A 14,545-nucleotide genomic window follows, 5' to 3' on the forward strand; every position below is an offset into this window, starting at 1 on the left:
CCCGGCAGGGGAGCCCTCACTCTGCCGCGGCGAGAGCCAGTGCTCGGGCGACGTCCTCGACCTCGGAGCCGAGGAGTCCGACGGTGACGCGGACGTGGGCACGCCCGACGGAGCCGGCCGGTGACCCGCTGTCCTCGCCCACGACGTTCGACGGGCTGGTCCCGCCGTCGGCCGAGAACGGGGCGCCCGGGGCGACGCGGATGCCGGCGGCCTCCAGACGGACCAGGGCGGTGCGTTCGTCGTGGACCGGGAGCCAGACGTTGATGCCGTCGCCGGGGTCGATCGCGATGCCGTGCGTGGCGAGCGCGTCGCGCAGGGCTCGGCGGCGGGCGTGGTAGACGCGACGGGCGTGGGCGACGGCCTCGATGGCGCTGCTGTCGGTGAGGAGGTCGACGAGGACGTGCTGCAGCAGGCGGCTGGTCCAGCCGGGGCCCAGCATGCGGCGGGCGACCAGCCCGTCGAGCACGGAGGCGGGTCCGCCGACGGCGGCGATACGCAGGTCGGGGCCGTGGGACTTGGAGTAGGAGCGGACGTGCACGACCCGGTCGGGCAGGAGAGGCCCGAGGGTGACGTCACGGGCGGACGCGATCTCGCCCGAGTGGTCGTCCTCGACGACGAGGGCGTCGTGCCGGCGCAGGACGGCGGCGAGCTCGCGGGCGCGGGTCGACGTCATGCTCACGCCCGTCGGGTTGTGGGCGCGGGGCTGCAGGACGACGACGCCCGCCCCGGCGTCGAGCGCGGCCTCGAGCGCGTCGGGACGCATGCCGTGCCGGTCGAGCGTCACGGGGACGCGCTCCAGCCCGAGCTGGTCCAGGAGGTCGAACAGGGGTGGGAAGCCGGGGTCCTCGACCGCGACGCGCGAGCCGTAGCCGGCGACACGTTCGAGGGTGCGGCTGATGGCGTCGAGGGCGCCGTCGACGACGGTGATGCGCTGCGGCGCGAACGGCCACGAGTCCCGCAGGAGCACCTCGAGGGCGGGCACGACGGGAGACGTGACGTAGGCGCCCGTGTCGGCGGCGGGCCGCTGGAGGGCGACCCGTGACAGGGCAGGACCGATCAGGGGCAGCAGCTCGGGGTCCGGGGTGCCGGTCGACAGGTCGAGTCGCGCGGGCGCTCCGCCGGCGAGGTCGCGGTAGCGGGGCGGCAGCCAGCTGGCGGGCGGGGGCAGCACGACGGTCCCGGCGCGACCGCGGGAGATCACGATGCCGACGGCCGAGAGCGCCTGCCAGGCGCCGCTCACGGTCGCGGGGCTGACGCCGAGGTCGGCGGCGAGGGTGCGGACGGTCGGGAGCCGGTCGCCGGGCCGCAGGTCGCCCCCCCGGACGAGGCGCGCCACGGTCGCCGCGATGCCGCGTGGGCTGCGGTCGTCGACGTGGGCGGCGAGGTCCATGCGGGTCAGGATGCACGTCCGAGCCGGGCCCGCGGAGGCCGTCCCGGAGAAGGCTCAGATGTTTACGTGGGCGGCGCCGATGTTCGCGTCCGGGCACCCGTCCGTAACAGCGCAGAAATGTTCAACCCGGACAGTCACATTCCAGGCTACGGTGCCAAGAACGGGCACTCAGGCGCCGCGTAGGGCTCCGAGGCCGGTCGAGATCAGAGATGCGGAGGAGCCCTATGACCGTCGTACGCGTCGCGTTCACCCAGGCCACCTGGACGGGCGACAAGGAGTCGATGATCGCGCTCCACGAGGCGTGGACCCGCGAGGCCGCCTCGCAGGGTGCGCAGATCATCGCGTTCCAGGAGCTGTTCTACGGCCCGTACTTCGGGATCACGCAGGACACCGCCTACTACGACTACGCGGAGTCCGTGCCGGGGCCGACGACCGAGCGGTTCGCGGCGCTGGCCAAGGAGCTCGGCATCGTCATGGTGCTCCCCGTGTACGAGGAGGAGCAGCCCGGCGTCCTCTACAACACGGCCGCGGTGATCGACGCCGACGGCAGCTACCTCGGCAAGTACCGCAAGCACCACATCCCGAACCTGCCCAAGTTCTGGGAGAAGTTCTACTTCCGTCCGGGCAACCTCGGGTACCCGGTGTTCGAGACGGCCGTCGGCACGATCGGCGTGAACATCTGCTACGACCGGCACTTCCCGGAGGGGTGGCGGGTGCTGGCCCTCAACGGGGCGCAGATCGTGTTCAACCCGAACGCCACGGCCCCGGGCATCTCGAACAAGCTCTGGGAGATCGAGCAGCCGGCCGCGGCAGTGGCCAACGGCTACTTCGTCGTCGCGAACAACCGTGTGGGGCTCGAGGACAACGAGTACGGCGACGAGGCAGTCAACTTCTACGGCTCGTCGTACGCGGTCGGCCCGGACGGCAACTACGTCGGCGAGGTCGGCTCCTCCAGCGAGAACCAGCTGATCATCCGCGACCTGGACCTCGACCAGATCCGCGTCGTGCGCGAGCGGTGGCAGTTCTTCCGGGATCGCCGGCCGGACGCCTACGGCCCGATCGTGGCTCCGTGAGCCAGGAGGTCCAGTCATGACGACCCTCATCAGCGGCGGCACCCTGGTCAGCGCGACCGGGCGGACGGCCGCCGACGTGCTCATCGACGGCGAGACCATCGCCGCGGTGCTCGCACCCGGTTCGACGCTGCTGGGCCACGACCTCGCGGCGAGCGTCGACCAGGTCATCGACGCAGGCGGCAAGTACGTGATCCCCGGCGGCATCGACGCGCACACCCACATGGAGCTGCCGTTCGGCGGCACCAACGCCTCCGACACGTTCGAGACGGGCACCCGTGCCGCGGCCTGGGGCGGGACGACGACGATCATCGACTTCGCCGTCCAGCGCACGGGCGAGCGCGTCATGGACGGGCTCGGTGCGTGGCACGACAAGGCCGCCGGGAACTGCGCGATCGACTACGGGTTCCACCAGATCGTCGGCGGCGTCGACGAGGACTCCCTCAAGGCGATGGAGGGGCTCGTCGCCGAGGGCGTGACCAGCTACAAGCTGTTCATGGCCTACCCGGGGGTCTTCTACTCGGACGACGCGCAGATCCTGCGGGCCATGCAGAAGGCAGCCGATCTCGGGCTGCTCACGATGATGCACGCGGAGAACGGACCGGCCATCGACGTGCTCGCCGCGCAGCTCGTCGCGCAGGGCAAGACCGACCCGTACTACCACGGCATCGCGCGCGCCTGGCAGCTCGAGGAGGAGGCCACGCACCGCGCGATCATGCTGGCCGACGTCACGAACGCCCCGCTGTACGTGGTGCACGTGAGCGCCAAGCAGGCCGTCGCGCAGCTCGCGTGGGCGCGGGACAACGGCAAGAACGTGTTCGGCGAGACGTGTCCGCAGTACCTGTACCTCAGCCTCGAGGAGCAGCTGGGAGCACCAGGCTTCGAGGGTGCCAAGTGGGTGTGCTCGACGCCGCTGCGCTCGCGGGCCGAGGGTCACCAGGAGCACATGTGGCAGGCGCTGCGGACCAACGACCTGCAGATGGTGTCCACCGACCACTGCCCCTTCTGCATGAAGGGTCAGAAGGACCTAGGCGTCGGTGACTTCCGGGCCATCCCCAACGGGATCGGCTCCATCGAGCACCGGATGGACCTCATGTACCAGGGGGTCGTCACGGGGCAGATCACGCTGGAGCGCTGGGTGGAGCTCACCTCGACGACTCCGGCGCGGATGTTCGGGCTGTACGGGAAGAAGGGCGTGATCGCGCCCGGGGCCGATGCCGACGTCGTCATCTACGACCCGGCCGGGCACACGTCGATCGGCCTGGGCAAGACGCACCACATGAACATGGACCACTCGGCGTGGGAGGGCTACGAGATCGACGGGCACGTCGACGTCGTCCTCTCGCGGGGGTCCGTCGTGGTGGACGAGACCGGCTACCGCGGACGCGCCGGGCACGGGAAGTACGTGCCGCGCGGCCTGTCCCAGTACCTCCTGTAGAAGGGCTCACCACATGGACTTCGGCGTCGTGCTGCAGACGAACCCGCCCGCCTCGCGCACCGTCGAGCTGGCCCGCCTGGCGGAGACCCACGGGTTCAGCCACGTGTGGACCTTCGACTCGCACCTCCTCTGGCAGGAGCCGTTCGTCATCTACTCGGCGATCCTGGCGGCCACCCGCAAGGTGATGGTCGGTCCCATGGTGACCAACCCTGCGACGCGGGACTGGTCGGTGATCGCCTCGCTGTTCGCCACGCTCAACGAGATGTACGGCAACCGGACCATCTGCGGGATCGGGCGCGGCGACTCGGCGGTGCGGACCCTGCACGGCAAGCCGTCCAACCTGGCGACCCTGCGGCAGTCGATCGAGGTGATCCGCGAGCTGGCCAACGACCGGCCCGCCTACCTGCACGGGGCCGAGGTGCGGTTCCCGTGGTCGAAGGGGTCGGCGCTCGACATCTGGGTGGCCGCGTACGGCCCGCTGGCGCTGAAGCTCACGGGGGAGGTGGGCGACGGGTTCATCCTGCAGCTGGCCGACCCCGACATCGCGGCCTGGACCATCAAGGTGGTGCGGGACGCCGCCGAGCAGGCGGGCCGGGATCCCGACGCGATCCAGTTCTGCATCGCCGCCCCGATGTACATCGGTGACGACCGGGAGCACATGCGTGAACAGTGCCGGTGGTTCGGCGGCATGGTCGGCAACCACGTGGCCGACATCGTCTCCCGGTACGGCGCCGACTCGTCGGTGCCGAAGGCCCTGACCGACTACATCGCCGGGCGGCAGGGCTACGACTACAACCAGCACGGTCGCGCGGGGAACACTCACGCCGCATTCGTCCCCGACGAGATCGTCGAGCGGTTCTGCCTGCTGGGCAGCGCGCAGGAGCACGTCGAGAAGCTCGAGGCCCTGCGTGAGCTCGGCGTCACGCAGTTCGCCGGCTACCTCCAGCACGACAACAAGGAGGAGACGATGCGCGTCTACGGCGAGCACGTCATCCCCGCGCTGGCGACCCCGGTCGTGGCCACCGCATGACCGATCTGGCCACCACGCTCGCGCCGGAGCGCACGGCACCGGTGCCCGTCGGCCCGCGCGAGCGGTCGACCGCGGGCCGACGGATCCTCGTGGGCGTGCTGGCGGTGCTCCTGCTCGCCGCGCTGTGGGAGCTGGTCAAGGTCGTAGTGCCCGACGCGGGCGGGTACATCGGCGAGGCGAGCGTCCTGCCGCGGACCGACGACCTCGCGATGCCGCACGTGTGGGACGTCGTCGACCGGGTGCTCCAGCCGGAGACGTCCGCCACCGGCTCGCCGACCGTGCTGAGCGCGATGCTCTCGGCGTGCTGGTTCACGCTGCGGGTCGCGCTCGCGGGCTGGCTGGTGGGGTCGATCGGAGGGCTGCTGCTCGCCGCGCTCATGCAGCGCTGGCAGCTGGCGGAGTCCGCGCTGGTGCCGTGGGTGGTGCTCAGCCAGACCGTGCCGCTCATCGCGCTCGCGCCGCTGGTCGTCGGCTGGGGCGGCCGCATCCACATCGGGACGTTCGAGTGGCAGCGGTGGATGTCCGTGGCGCTCATCGCGAGCTACCTGGCGTTCTTCCCGGTGACCATCGGCGCGCTGCGGGGGTTCCAGTCGCCGCCCGCCGCCCAGGTGGAGCTCTTCCGGGCGCAGGCAGCCAGCTGGAACCGCACGATGCTGTCGCTGCGGCTGCCCGCGAGCGTCCCGTACCTGCTGCCGGCGCTGCGGCTCGGGGCGGCGACCGCGGTGGTCGGCGCGATCGTCGCCGAGGTGTCGACGGGCACGAAGGGCGGCATCGGCCGCCTGATCATCAGCTACGCCCAGTCCGCGAGCGGCGACCCCGCCAAGCCCTGGGCCGCGATCATCGCGGCCGCACTGCTCGGGCTGGTCGCCGCCGCCCTGGTGTCCCTGCTCGGGCTCGGCCTGGGCCGCTACCGCTATGCGGAGGTCAGATGACGAACGCCGTGGAAGCCCGAGGCGTCGGGAAGGTCTTCTCCTCGCGCTCGGGGGATGTGAGTGCGCTGGAGGGCATCGACCTCAGCGTCGCCGACGGCGAGTTCGTCTCGCTCATCGGCCCGTCGGGCTGCGGCAAGTCGACGCTGCTGCGCCTGATCGCGGACCTCGACACGCCCACCTCCGGCGAGCTCACGGTGTTCGGCAAGACCCCGCAGCAGGCCCGTGAGGCGCAGGACTACGGCATCGCGTTCCAGCAGGCCGGTCTGCTGCCGTGGCGCACGGTGACGGCGAACGTCGAGCTGCCGCTGGAGCTGCACGGCATCGGCAAGGCCGAGCGGGCGGTCCGCGCCACGGAGCTGCTCTCGCTCGTGGGGCTCGACGAGTTCGCCGGCCACTTCCCGCACCAGCTCTCCGGCGGCATGCAGCAGCGCGTCGCGATCGCGCGGTCGTTGGCGGAGCGTCCCAGCCTGCTGCTCATGGACGAGCCGTTCGGGGCGCTCGACGAGATGACCCGCGAGCGGATGCAGACCGAGCTGGTGCGGATCTGCGCGGAGAGCGGGGCGGCGGTCGTGTTCGTCACGCACTCGATCCCCGAGGCCGTGTTCCTGTCCCAGCGCGTGGTCGTGATGTCGCCGCGGCCGGGGCGGATCAGCGCGGTGGTGCCCATCACGCTCGGCGACGTGCGCGGCGAGGGGCTGCGCGAGGACGCCGCCTTCTTCGCCGCGGTCACCGCCGTCCGCGAGGCGCTGCACGGCACCCCGGTCACCGCGCGCGGGGTGGACCTGCGATGACCGCCGCCGTCGTCCGTCGCTGGGTCGCGCCGATCCTGCTGGGCGTGGTCGCGCTGGTGCTCTGGCAGGCGTTCGTCGTGGGCGCGGGCATCAAGCCGTACCTGCTGCCGAGCCCGACGGCGATCGTCGAGCAGCTCGTGCTGGTCCTGCCGCTGGTCTGGTCCGCGGCGCTGGCCACGGGCATGAACGTGCTGGTCGGGCTCGTGGTCGGCAGCGTGGTGGCCGTCGGCGCCGCGATCGTCGCCGCACGCAGCCGGATGGCGGACACGCTCCTGTCGCCGACCGCGGCGGCCCTGTCGGTCATGCCGATCGTCGCGCTGGCGCCCGCGCTGAACACGATGTTCGGCACCACGTCGACCACCCCGCGGCGGCTCGTCGTGTCCGTGGTCGTCTTCGCGCCCGTGTTCGTCAACATGCTCCGCGGGCTGCGGCAGGTGCAGCCGGTGCACCGCGACCTGCTCAAGGCCTACGCCGCGACGCCCCGCCAGATCACGCGGACGGTGACGATCCCCGGTGCGCTGCCCTACCTGTTCACGGGCCTGCGGATCGCGTCGTCGACGGCCGTGATCGCGGCGATCGTCGCGGAGTACTTCGGCGGGCTGCAGAACGGCCTCGGGTCGCGCATCACGTCCGCCGCGTCGAACAGCGCGTACGCCCGGGCCTGGGCCTTCGTGCTCGGGGCCATCCTGCTCGGACTCGTGTTCTACCTCGCGACCCTCGCGCTCGAGCGCGCCGTCGCGAGGCGCCAAGGGGGCTAGACGTCCGCCTGCCACCGCAGCCAGTCGGCCGATATCCGCAACGCACAGCCAACGAGAGGGATGACGATGAGACTCACCAGGCGTACTGCGTGGGGCGCGGCCGCGGTCGGCGTCACCGCTGCGCTCGTCCTGTCGGGATGCAGCTCCGACGACGGCGGTTCCGACGAGCCCGCGGCGAGCGAGTCGGCCGGCGGCGAGCTGACCCCCGTCAAGCTCCAGCTCCAGTGGTTCACGCAGGCCCAGTTCGCCGGCTACTACGCCGCGGTGGACCAGGGCTACTACGAGGAGGAGGGCCTCGACGTCGAGATCGTCGAGGGCGGCACCGACATCGTGCCGCAGTCGGTCCTGGCGGACGGCTCGGTCGACTACGCGATCGCCTGGGTGCCCAAGGCGCTGGCGTCGCGCGAGCAGGGCGCGGGGATCACCGACGTCGCGCAGATCTTCCAGCGGTCCGGCACGCTCCAGGTCTCGTTCGCGGACAAGGGCATCACGTCCGCCGCGGACCTCGCGGGCAAGACCGTGGGCAACTGGGGCTACGGCAACGAGTTCGAGCTGTTCGCGGGGATGTCGAAGGCCGGCCTCGACCCCGCGACAGACGTGACGCTGGTCCAGCAGCAGTTCGACATGAACGCGTTCCTCGCGGGCGACATCGACGCGGCCCAGGCGATGACCTACAACGAGTACGCGCAGCTGCTCGAGGCGGAGAACCCGGAGACGGGCGAGCTGTACACGGCCGACGACTTCACCGCGGTCAACTGGAACGACGAGGGCACCGCGATGCTCCAGGACGCCATCTGGGCGAACTCCGAGAAGCTCGCGGACGACGAGGCGTACCAGGAGACGACGGTCAAGTTCATCAAGGCCAGCCTCAAGGGCTGGATCTACGCGCGCGACAACCCGGAGGAGGCTCGTGACATCGTCGTGGCCCAGGGTTCGCAGCTGGGCAACAGCCACCAGCTGTGGCAGATGAACGAGATCAACAAGCTGGTCTGGCCGTCGCCGGAGGGCATCGGCTGGATCGACGAGGACGCCTGGAACCAGACGGTCGACATCGCCCTGGAGACGAAGAACGACCAGGGCGCGACCGTCATCACGGCCGAGCCCGACGCCGACGCGTACACGAACGAGTACGTGGAGAAGGCGCTGGCGGAGCTGAAGGACGAGGGCGTCGACGTGTCCGGCGAGGACTTCGAGCCCATCGAGGTCACACTCGAGGCCGGCGGCAACTGAGCACCGCCGCGCGCGGGCGTCGACGACGGCGCCCGCGCGCGGTCCCGCACCACCGAAGGAGAGGCACCATGACCACCGACGACGACGCCATCGCGCTGCGTCTCGACCGCGACCACGTCTTCCACTCGTGGTCGGCGCAGGCTCATCTGAACCCGCTGGTCATCGCGGGCGGGCTGGGGTCGACCGTGTGGGACCACGCGGGTCGTCGGTACCTGGACTTCTCCAGCCAGCTGGTCAACACCAACATCGGCCACCAGCACCCGCGCGTGGTGGCGGCGATCCAGGAGCAGGCGGCCACGCTCACGACGGTCGCCCCGGCGACGGCGAACCTGACGCGCGGCCGCGCCGCCGAGCGGGTGCTCAGCCATGCTCCCGACGGGTTCAGCAGCGTCTTCTTCACCAACGGCGGGGCCGACGCCAACGAGAACGCGATCCGGATGGCCCGCCTGCACACCGGCCGCGACAAGGTGGTGTCCGCGTACCGCTCGTACCACGGGAACACCGGTGCGGCCGTGGTGGCGACGGGGGATTGGCGGCGGGTGCCCAACGAGTACGCCCGCGCGCACGTGCACCACTTCGGTCCGTACCTGTACCGCTCGGAGTTCTGGGCGACCACGCCCGAGCAGGAGTCCGAGCGCGCGCTGCACCATCTGGAGCGCGTTGTCCAGGCGGAGGGTCCGACGTCGGTCGCGGCCATCCTGCTGGAGACCATCCCCGGCACCGCGGGCGTCCTCGTCCCGCCGCCCGGCTACCTGGCCGGCGTCCGCGCGATCGCCGACCGGTACGGCATCCTGCTGATCCTCGACGAGGTCATGGCCGGGTTCGGCCGCACGGGGCAGTGGTTCGCGTTCGACTCGTTCGACGTCGTGCCGGACCTCATCACGTTCGCCAAGGGGGTCAACTCCGGCTACGTCCCGGCGGGCGGCGTGATCCTCAGCGAGCCGATCGCGAAGACGTTCGACGACCGCGTCTTCCCCGGCGGGCTGACGTACTCGGGCCACCCGCTGGCGATGGGGTCGATCGTCGCCGCGCTCGACGCGATGGCCGACGAGGGGATCGTCGAGAACGCCGCCGCGATCGGCCGCGACGTGCTCGGTCCCGGGCTGGCCGAGCTGGCCGCGACCAACCCGCTGGTCGGCGAGGTGCGTGGGCTCGGGGTGTTCTGGGCCGTAGAGCTGGTCAAGGACCAGGCCACGCGCGAGCCCGTCGACGCCGCGCTCATGGGCCGCATCAAGGCCGGTGCGCTGGCCCGTGGGCTGCTCCCGTTCCTCGCCGACAACCGGGTGCACGTCGTGCCGCCCTGCGTCGTCACGCCCGACGAGGCCGCGACGGGCCTCGGGCTGCTGACCGAGGTCCTCGCCGAGGTCGCCTAGCCTGTCTCGCTGTTCACCACCACGTTCTTGGGAGTCCGCATGAGCACGAGCACGCCCCGACGCGCCCTGGTGACGGGTGCGTCCTCCGGGATCGGTGCCGCGACCGTCCGCCGCCTGCGTGCGGAGGGCTGGGACGTCGTCGCGACCGCGCGTCGGGCCGACCGGCTGACCGCGCTGGCCCAGGAGACCGGCGCGACGACGATCGTCGCCGACGTCACGGACGACGCCGATGTCGCGCGGCTGGCCGACGAGGTGGCCGAGGGCGGGCCGCTCGACGCGCTGGTCAACAACGCGGGCGGCGCCTTCGGGCTCGACCCCGTCGAGTCGGCGGACCTGGACCACTGGCGCCAGATGTACGAGCTCAACGTCCTGGGCACCCTGCGGGTCACGCAGGCGCTGCTCCCGCACCTGCGCAAGGGCGACGGAGGCGACATCGTCGTGGTGACCTCGACCGCGGCGCACGGGACGTACGAGGGTGGCGCCGGTTACGTCGGTGCCAAGCACGCGGAGCGGATGCTCGCGACGACGCTGCGCTGGGAGATCCTCGGCGAGCCGATCCGCATCATCGAGATCGCGCCGGGCGCCGTGGCCACCGAGGAGTTCTCGATGGTCCGGTTCGACGGGGACAGCGAGCGGGCCGCGGCCGTGTACGCCGGGTACGAGCCCCTCGTCGCGGACGACATCGCCGACGCCATCGCGTGGTCGCTCAGCCGGCCCGCGCACGTGAACATCGACCTGCTCGTGGTCCGACCGCGCGCGCAGGCGAGCAACAACCGGATCGTGCGGACCGCCCCCTGAGATCGACCGGGCAACTGTCGGAGGGCGTACGTAGGGTGGAGGCGTGCCTTCTGCTCCACCCGCGTCACCCCCCGAGTCCACCACCCGGGTGCTGCTGCGCCTCCGCCGCTGGGCGCGGCCGGCGCTCCCGCGGATCGCACTCGGCGGCCTGACCGCTCTCGGCGCCAGCCTGCTCGCCCTGGCGGTCCCGCAGGTCCTGCGCGTGATCGTCAACGGTCCGCTGCTGTCGGAGGGCTCGCAGCGTGGCGTGATCCTCGGTGCGGCCGTCGTCCTGGCACTCGGCGTGCTCGAGGCGTTCCTCGTCTGGTGCCGCCGCGCGCTGATACTCACGCCGGGCACCACCGTCGAGCGGGACATGCGCACGGACCTGTTCCGGCACCTGCTCGACCTGCCGGTGGAGTTCCACGACCGCTGGTCGGGGGGTCAGCTGCTGTCGCGGATCATGTCGGACCTGGGCACCATCCGGCGGTGGACCGTCTTCGGTCTGGTGATGCTGCTGGTCAGCGCCACGACAGTCGTCGTCGGCATCGGCCTGATGCTCGCGACCAGCTGGGTGCTCGGGCTGGTGTACCTCGTCGGTGCGGTGCCCATGATCTGGCTCGGCTTCCGGTTCCGCGAGGACTACAAGGTGGTCGCCCGCCGCGCCCGGGACCAGGCGGGGGACCTCGCCACCACGGTCGAGGAGTCCGTGCACGGGATCCGCGTGCTCAAGGCGTTCGGGCGAGGCGCCGACGCGCTCGACGACTTCGCGCGGCAGGCCGACGAGCTGCGCACCACCGAGGTGCACAAGGCCAAGACGCAGTCACGGGTCTCGTTCGCCCTGAGCGCCATCCCGGAGGCGATCCTCGCGGTGTCGCTCGGGTTCGGGGTGGTCCTGACCTCGCGCGGGGAGCTGAGCGTGGGCGCGCTGGTCGCGTTCTTCGCCACCGCGGCCGTGGTCAACAGCCCGGTCGAGCGCCTCGGCATGCTGCTCGCGATGACGCTCGACGCCAAGGCCGCGACCGACCGGTACCTGCAGGTCATGGACACGGGGTCGGCCGTGCGCGACCCCGCGGAGGCGGTCGCGCTCCCCGTCGCGGACCCGGCCGGCTCGCGGGTCGAGCTGTCGGGCGTGCACTTCGCCCACCCGCGCAGCGCCTCGGCGGACGGGGAGCTGCGGGGTGGGTCGGACATCCTCGCGGGGATCGACCTGGTGCTCGAGCCGGGGGAGACGATGGCGCTCGTCGGCCTCACGGGCAGCGGCAAGACGACCCTGCTCCAGCTGGTGCCGCGGCTCTACGACGTCACCGCGGGCAGCGTTCGGATCGACGGCGTGGACGTGCGCGACCTGAGCCGAGCGGACCTGCGCGCAGCCGTGTCGATCGCGTTCGAGGACCCGATCCTGTTCTCGGCATCCGTGCGGGAGAACGTGCTGCTCGGCACCGACCTGTCCGGGCAGGCCGCCGACGACCTGGTGGCCGAGGCACTGGACGTCGCCCGCGCCGGGTTCGCCTACGGGCTGCCCGACGGGCTCGACACGATCATCGGCGAGGAGGGGCTGAGCCTCTCGGGCGGGCAGCGGCAGCGGATCGCCCTGGCCCGTGCGATCGCCGTCCGGCCGCGGGTGCTGCTGCTCGACGACCCGCTCTCGGCGCTCGACGTCACCACCGAGGCCGCGGTCACCGGTCGGCTGCGCGAGATGCTCACCGGCACCACCACGCTCGTCGTCGCGCACCGGCCGTCGACGGTCGCGCTGGCCGACCGGGTCGCAGTTCTCGAGGACGGCCGGATCACGGGCGTCGGCCGGCACGCCGACCTGCTGTCCACCCATCCGCACTACCGGTACGTGCTCACCGCGCTGTCGGCGCTGGACGACCCCGGTGGCGCTGACGACGCACAGGCCGACGAGCTCGCGGAGGTCCGACCGTGAGCGCGCCTGTCACGTCTGCGACCTCCGAGAGCTTCGAGGAGCAGAGCACCGCCGCCGAGTCCCGCCGCATCCGCCGACGGTCGCTCGGCCTGCTCCGCTCGCTGCTGCGGCCCGTCGCCGGTGCCGCGTGGGGGACCGCCGCGCTCGTCGTCGGCGCGCAGCTGGCCGCCGTCGCAGGGCCTGCGCTGGTGGCCTACGGCATCGACCAGGCGCTCCCCGCGCTCACGGACGGCGACGCGGGACCGATCACGCTGGCGACCGCCGCCTACCTCGCGGCAGCGCTGCTCGGTGGGGTGCTGACCGCCGCGACCGTCCGGGCGTCGGCCCGCGTGAGCCAGACGATGCTGCTCGACCTGCGCCGCCGGGTGTTCCGGCACACGCAGCGGCTCAGCCTGGAGTTCCACGAGAGCTACACGTCGGGCCGGATCATCTCGCGGCAGACGTCGGACGTCGACGCGCTGCGCGAGCTCCTCGACGGCGGCGTGACCACGCTCGCGTCGGGCGTCCTGGCGATGGTGTTCACCGCGGTCTCGCTGGTGCTGCTGGACTGGCGCAGCGGGCTCGTGCTCCTCATCGCCGTCGTGCCCGGCGTCATCCTCACGCGCTGGTTCCAGGTGCGCACGCAGGTGCAGTACCGCAAGCAGCGGACGGCGGCGGCCCGCCTCATCGTGCGGTTCGTCGAGACCATGACGGGCATCCGCGCGGTGCAGGCCTTCCGCCGGGAGCCGCAGGTGCGCGAGGTCTACGGGGACCTGGCGGAGGACTACCGCGGCTCCAGCGCCACGTCGATCCGGCTCAACGGCGTCTTCGACACGGGCCTGACCCTGATCGGGAACGTCACGGTGGCCGCGGTCCTGCTCGTCGGCGGTCTGCGGGCGCTGGACGGCGGGATCGAGGTCGGGGTGCTCGTCGCGGCTGTCCTCTACTCGCGTCGCTTCTTCAACCCGCTCCAGCAGATCGGCATGTTCTACAACTCCTTCCAGTCCGCCACGGCCGCCCTCGAGAAGCTCGCGTCGCTGCTCGCCGAGGAGCCCACGGTGCCCGACCCGGAGCGCCCGAAGCGGCTCGCCGAGGCCCGCGGGGACGTCCGGTTCGACGACGTCGAGTTCGGCTACGGCACGGGTCCCACGGTGCTCCCGCACGTCGACCTGCACATCCCGGCCGGCCAGTCGATCGCGCTCGTCGGCGAGACGGGTGCGGGCAAGTCGACCATCGCCAAGCTGCTCGCCCGGTTCTACGACGTCCGGGCGGGGGCCGTCCGCCTCGACGGGCTGGACCTGCGTGAGATCGACCCGGTCGACCTGCGGCGGGCCGTCGTGATGGTGACCCAGGAGGCGTACCTGTTCTCCGGCTCGATCGGGGCGAACATCGCGCTGGGCAAGCCGGAGGCCACGCCCCAGGAGATCGAGGCTGCCGCGCGTGCGGTCGGCGTGCACGACCTCATCGCGGCCATGCCCGACGGCTACGACACCGAGGCCGACAAGCGCGGGGTGCGGCTCTCGGCCGGACAGCGGCAGCTGGTGTCGTTCGCGCGCGCGTTCCTGGCGGACCCGGTGCTGCTGATCCTCGACGAGGCGACCAGCTCGCTGGACGTCCCGGGGGAGGCGCTCGTGCAGGTCGGGCTGCAGACCCTGCTCGCCGACCGCACGTCCGTCGTCATCGCGCACCGGCTGTCCACGGTGATGGGGTCGGACCGGGTGCTGGTCATCGAGGACGGGCGCATCGTCGAGGACGGCTCGCCCTTCGCGCTGGTGGCCGCCGGTGGCCGGTTCGCGGACCTGCACGCCGACTGGCAGCGCTCGCTGCGCCGCACGACCTGATGCAGC

General features: G+C 71.9%; 12 protein-coding genes. 11 read left to right on the forward strand and 1 reads right to left on the reverse strand.

The genetic code is table 11. The features are described from left to right. Positions 1-16: 16 nt before the first annotated feature. The gene (locus J2X26_RS12860) at positions 17-1,390 is read right to left on the reverse strand and encodes a PLP-dependent aminotransferase family protein (RefSeq protein ID WP_307492805.1); all 1,374 of its coding nucleotides are present in this window, start codon (positions 1,388-1,390) and stop codon (positions 17-19) included. Between the two features lie 224 nt (positions 1,391-1,614). On the opposite strand from J2X26_RS12860, the gene J2X26_RS12865 reads away from it, so the two are divergent. The 11 genes from J2X26_RS12865 (at position 1,615) to J2X26_RS12915 (ending at position 14,539) form a co-directional block, all read left to right on the forward strand. Then, entirely contained in the window at positions 1,615-2,463 is an 849-nt protein-coding gene (locus tag J2X26_RS12865; RefSeq protein ID WP_055922380.1) for a nitrilase-related carbon-nitrogen hydrolase, read from the forward strand. Between the two features lie 16 nt (positions 2,464-2,479). Beyond that, positions 2,480-3,898, forward strand: coding sequence for a dihydropyrimidinase (gene hydA, locus J2X26_RS12870; RefSeq protein ID WP_307492809.1), 1,419 nt, complete (start codon positions 2,480-2,482; stop codon positions 3,896-3,898). Positions 3,899-3,911: 13 nt separating this feature from the next. Then, positions 3,912-4,928, forward strand: a complete 1,017-nt coding sequence (locus tag J2X26_RS12875) for a TIGR03842 family LLM class F420-dependent oxidoreductase (protein WP_307492811.1) — start codon at positions 3,912-3,914, stop codon at positions 4,926-4,928. Beyond that, positions 4,925-5,860: an ABC transporter permease gene (locus tag J2X26_RS12880; protein WP_307492813.1), complete on the forward strand. Its 936-nt coding sequence runs from the start codon at positions 4,925-4,927 to the stop codon at positions 5,858-5,860. The genes J2X26_RS12875 and J2X26_RS12880 overlap by 4 nt, the downstream gene beginning before the upstream one ends. Next, positions 5,857-6,651, forward strand: coding sequence for an ABC transporter ATP-binding protein (locus J2X26_RS12885; RefSeq protein WP_307492814.1), 795 nt, complete (start codon positions 5,857-5,859; stop codon positions 6,649-6,651). The genes J2X26_RS12880 and J2X26_RS12885 overlap by 4 nt, the downstream gene beginning before the upstream one ends. Further along, positions 6,648-7,409: an ABC transporter permease gene (locus tag J2X26_RS12890; RefSeq protein ID WP_307492816.1), complete on the forward strand. Its 762-nt coding sequence runs from the start codon at positions 6,648-6,650 to the stop codon at positions 7,407-7,409. Before J2X26_RS12885 ends, J2X26_RS12890 begins: the two co-directional genes overlap by 4 nt. A gap of 66 nt (positions 7,410-7,475) precedes the next feature. Then, on the forward strand, positions 7,476-8,639 hold the full coding sequence (locus J2X26_RS12895) for an ABC transporter substrate-binding protein (protein WP_307492818.1): 1,164 nt from the start codon (positions 7,476-7,478) through the stop codon (positions 8,637-8,639). A 68-nt stretch (positions 8,640-8,707) separates the two neighbouring features. Then, positions 8,708-10,012, forward strand: coding sequence for an aspartate aminotransferase family protein (locus tag J2X26_RS12900; RefSeq protein ID WP_307492820.1), 1,305 nt, complete (start codon positions 8,708-8,710; stop codon positions 10,010-10,012). A gap of 39 nt (positions 10,013-10,051) precedes the next feature. Then, positions 10,052-10,810: an SDR family oxidoreductase gene (locus tag J2X26_RS12905; protein WP_307492822.1), complete on the forward strand. Its 759-nt coding sequence runs from the start codon at positions 10,052-10,054 to the stop codon at positions 10,808-10,810. 43 nt (positions 10,811-10,853) lie between these two features. Then, positions 10,854-12,719 carry an ABC transporter ATP-binding protein gene (locus tag J2X26_RS12910; RefSeq protein ID WP_307492824.1) on the forward strand — a complete coding sequence of 622 codons (1,866 nt, stop codon included), beginning with the start codon at positions 10,854-10,856 and terminating at the stop codon, positions 12,717-12,719. Further along, positions 12,716-14,539: an ABC transporter ATP-binding protein gene (locus tag J2X26_RS12915; protein ID WP_307492825.1), complete on the forward strand. Its 1,824-nt coding sequence runs from the start codon at positions 12,716-12,718 to the stop codon at positions 14,537-14,539. Before J2X26_RS12910 ends, J2X26_RS12915 begins: the two co-directional genes overlap by 4 nt. Positions 14,540-14,545 lie beyond the last annotated feature (6 nt).

Source organism: Cellulomonas humilata (genome assembly GCF_030814415.1).
GTDB lineage: Bacteria > Actinomycetota > Actinomycetes > Actinomycetales > Cellulomonadaceae > Cellulomonas > Cellulomonas humilata_A.

What these genes read in the sequence shown, in the direction of transcription:
- J2X26_RS12880 (WP_307492813.1), top strand. Translation starts at nt 4,925, where the DNA reads ATGACCGATCTGGCCACCACGCTCGCGCCGGAGCGCACGGCACCGGTG.
- J2X26_RS12900 (WP_307492820.1), top strand. Translation starts at nt 8,708, where the DNA reads ATGACCACCGACGACGACGCCATCGCGCTGCGTCTCGACCGCGACCAC.
- J2X26_RS12885 (WP_307492814.1), top strand. Translation starts at nt 5,857, where the DNA reads ATGACGAACGCCGTGGAAGCCCGAGGCGTCGGGAAGGTCTTCTCCTCG.
- J2X26_RS12865 (WP_055922380.1), top strand. Translation starts at nt 1,615, where the DNA reads ATGACCGTCGTACGCGTCGCGTTCACCCAGGCCACCTGGACGGGCGAC.
- J2X26_RS12860 (WP_307492805.1), bottom strand. Translation starts at nt 1,390, where the DNA reads ATGGACCTCGCCGCCCACGTCGACGACCGCAGCCCACGCGGCATCGCG.
- J2X26_RS12895 (WP_307492818.1), top strand. Translation starts at nt 7,476, where the DNA reads ATGAGACTCACCAGGCGTACTGCGTGGGGCGCGGCCGCGGTCGGCGTC.
- J2X26_RS12875 (WP_307492811.1), top strand. Translation starts at nt 3,912, where the DNA reads ATGGACTTCGGCGTCGTGCTGCAGACGAACCCGCCCGCCTCGCGCACC.
- J2X26_RS12890 (WP_307492816.1), top strand. Translation starts at nt 6,648, where the DNA reads ATGACCGCCGCCGTCGTCCGTCGCTGGGTCGCGCCGATCCTGCTGGGC.
- J2X26_RS12905 (WP_307492822.1), top strand. Translation starts at nt 10,052, where the DNA reads ATGAGCACGAGCACGCCCCGACGCGCCCTGGTGACGGGTGCGTCCTCC.
- hydA (WP_307492809.1), top strand. Translation starts at nt 2,480, where the DNA reads ATGACGACCCTCATCAGCGGCGGCACCCTGGTCAGCGCGACCGGGCGG.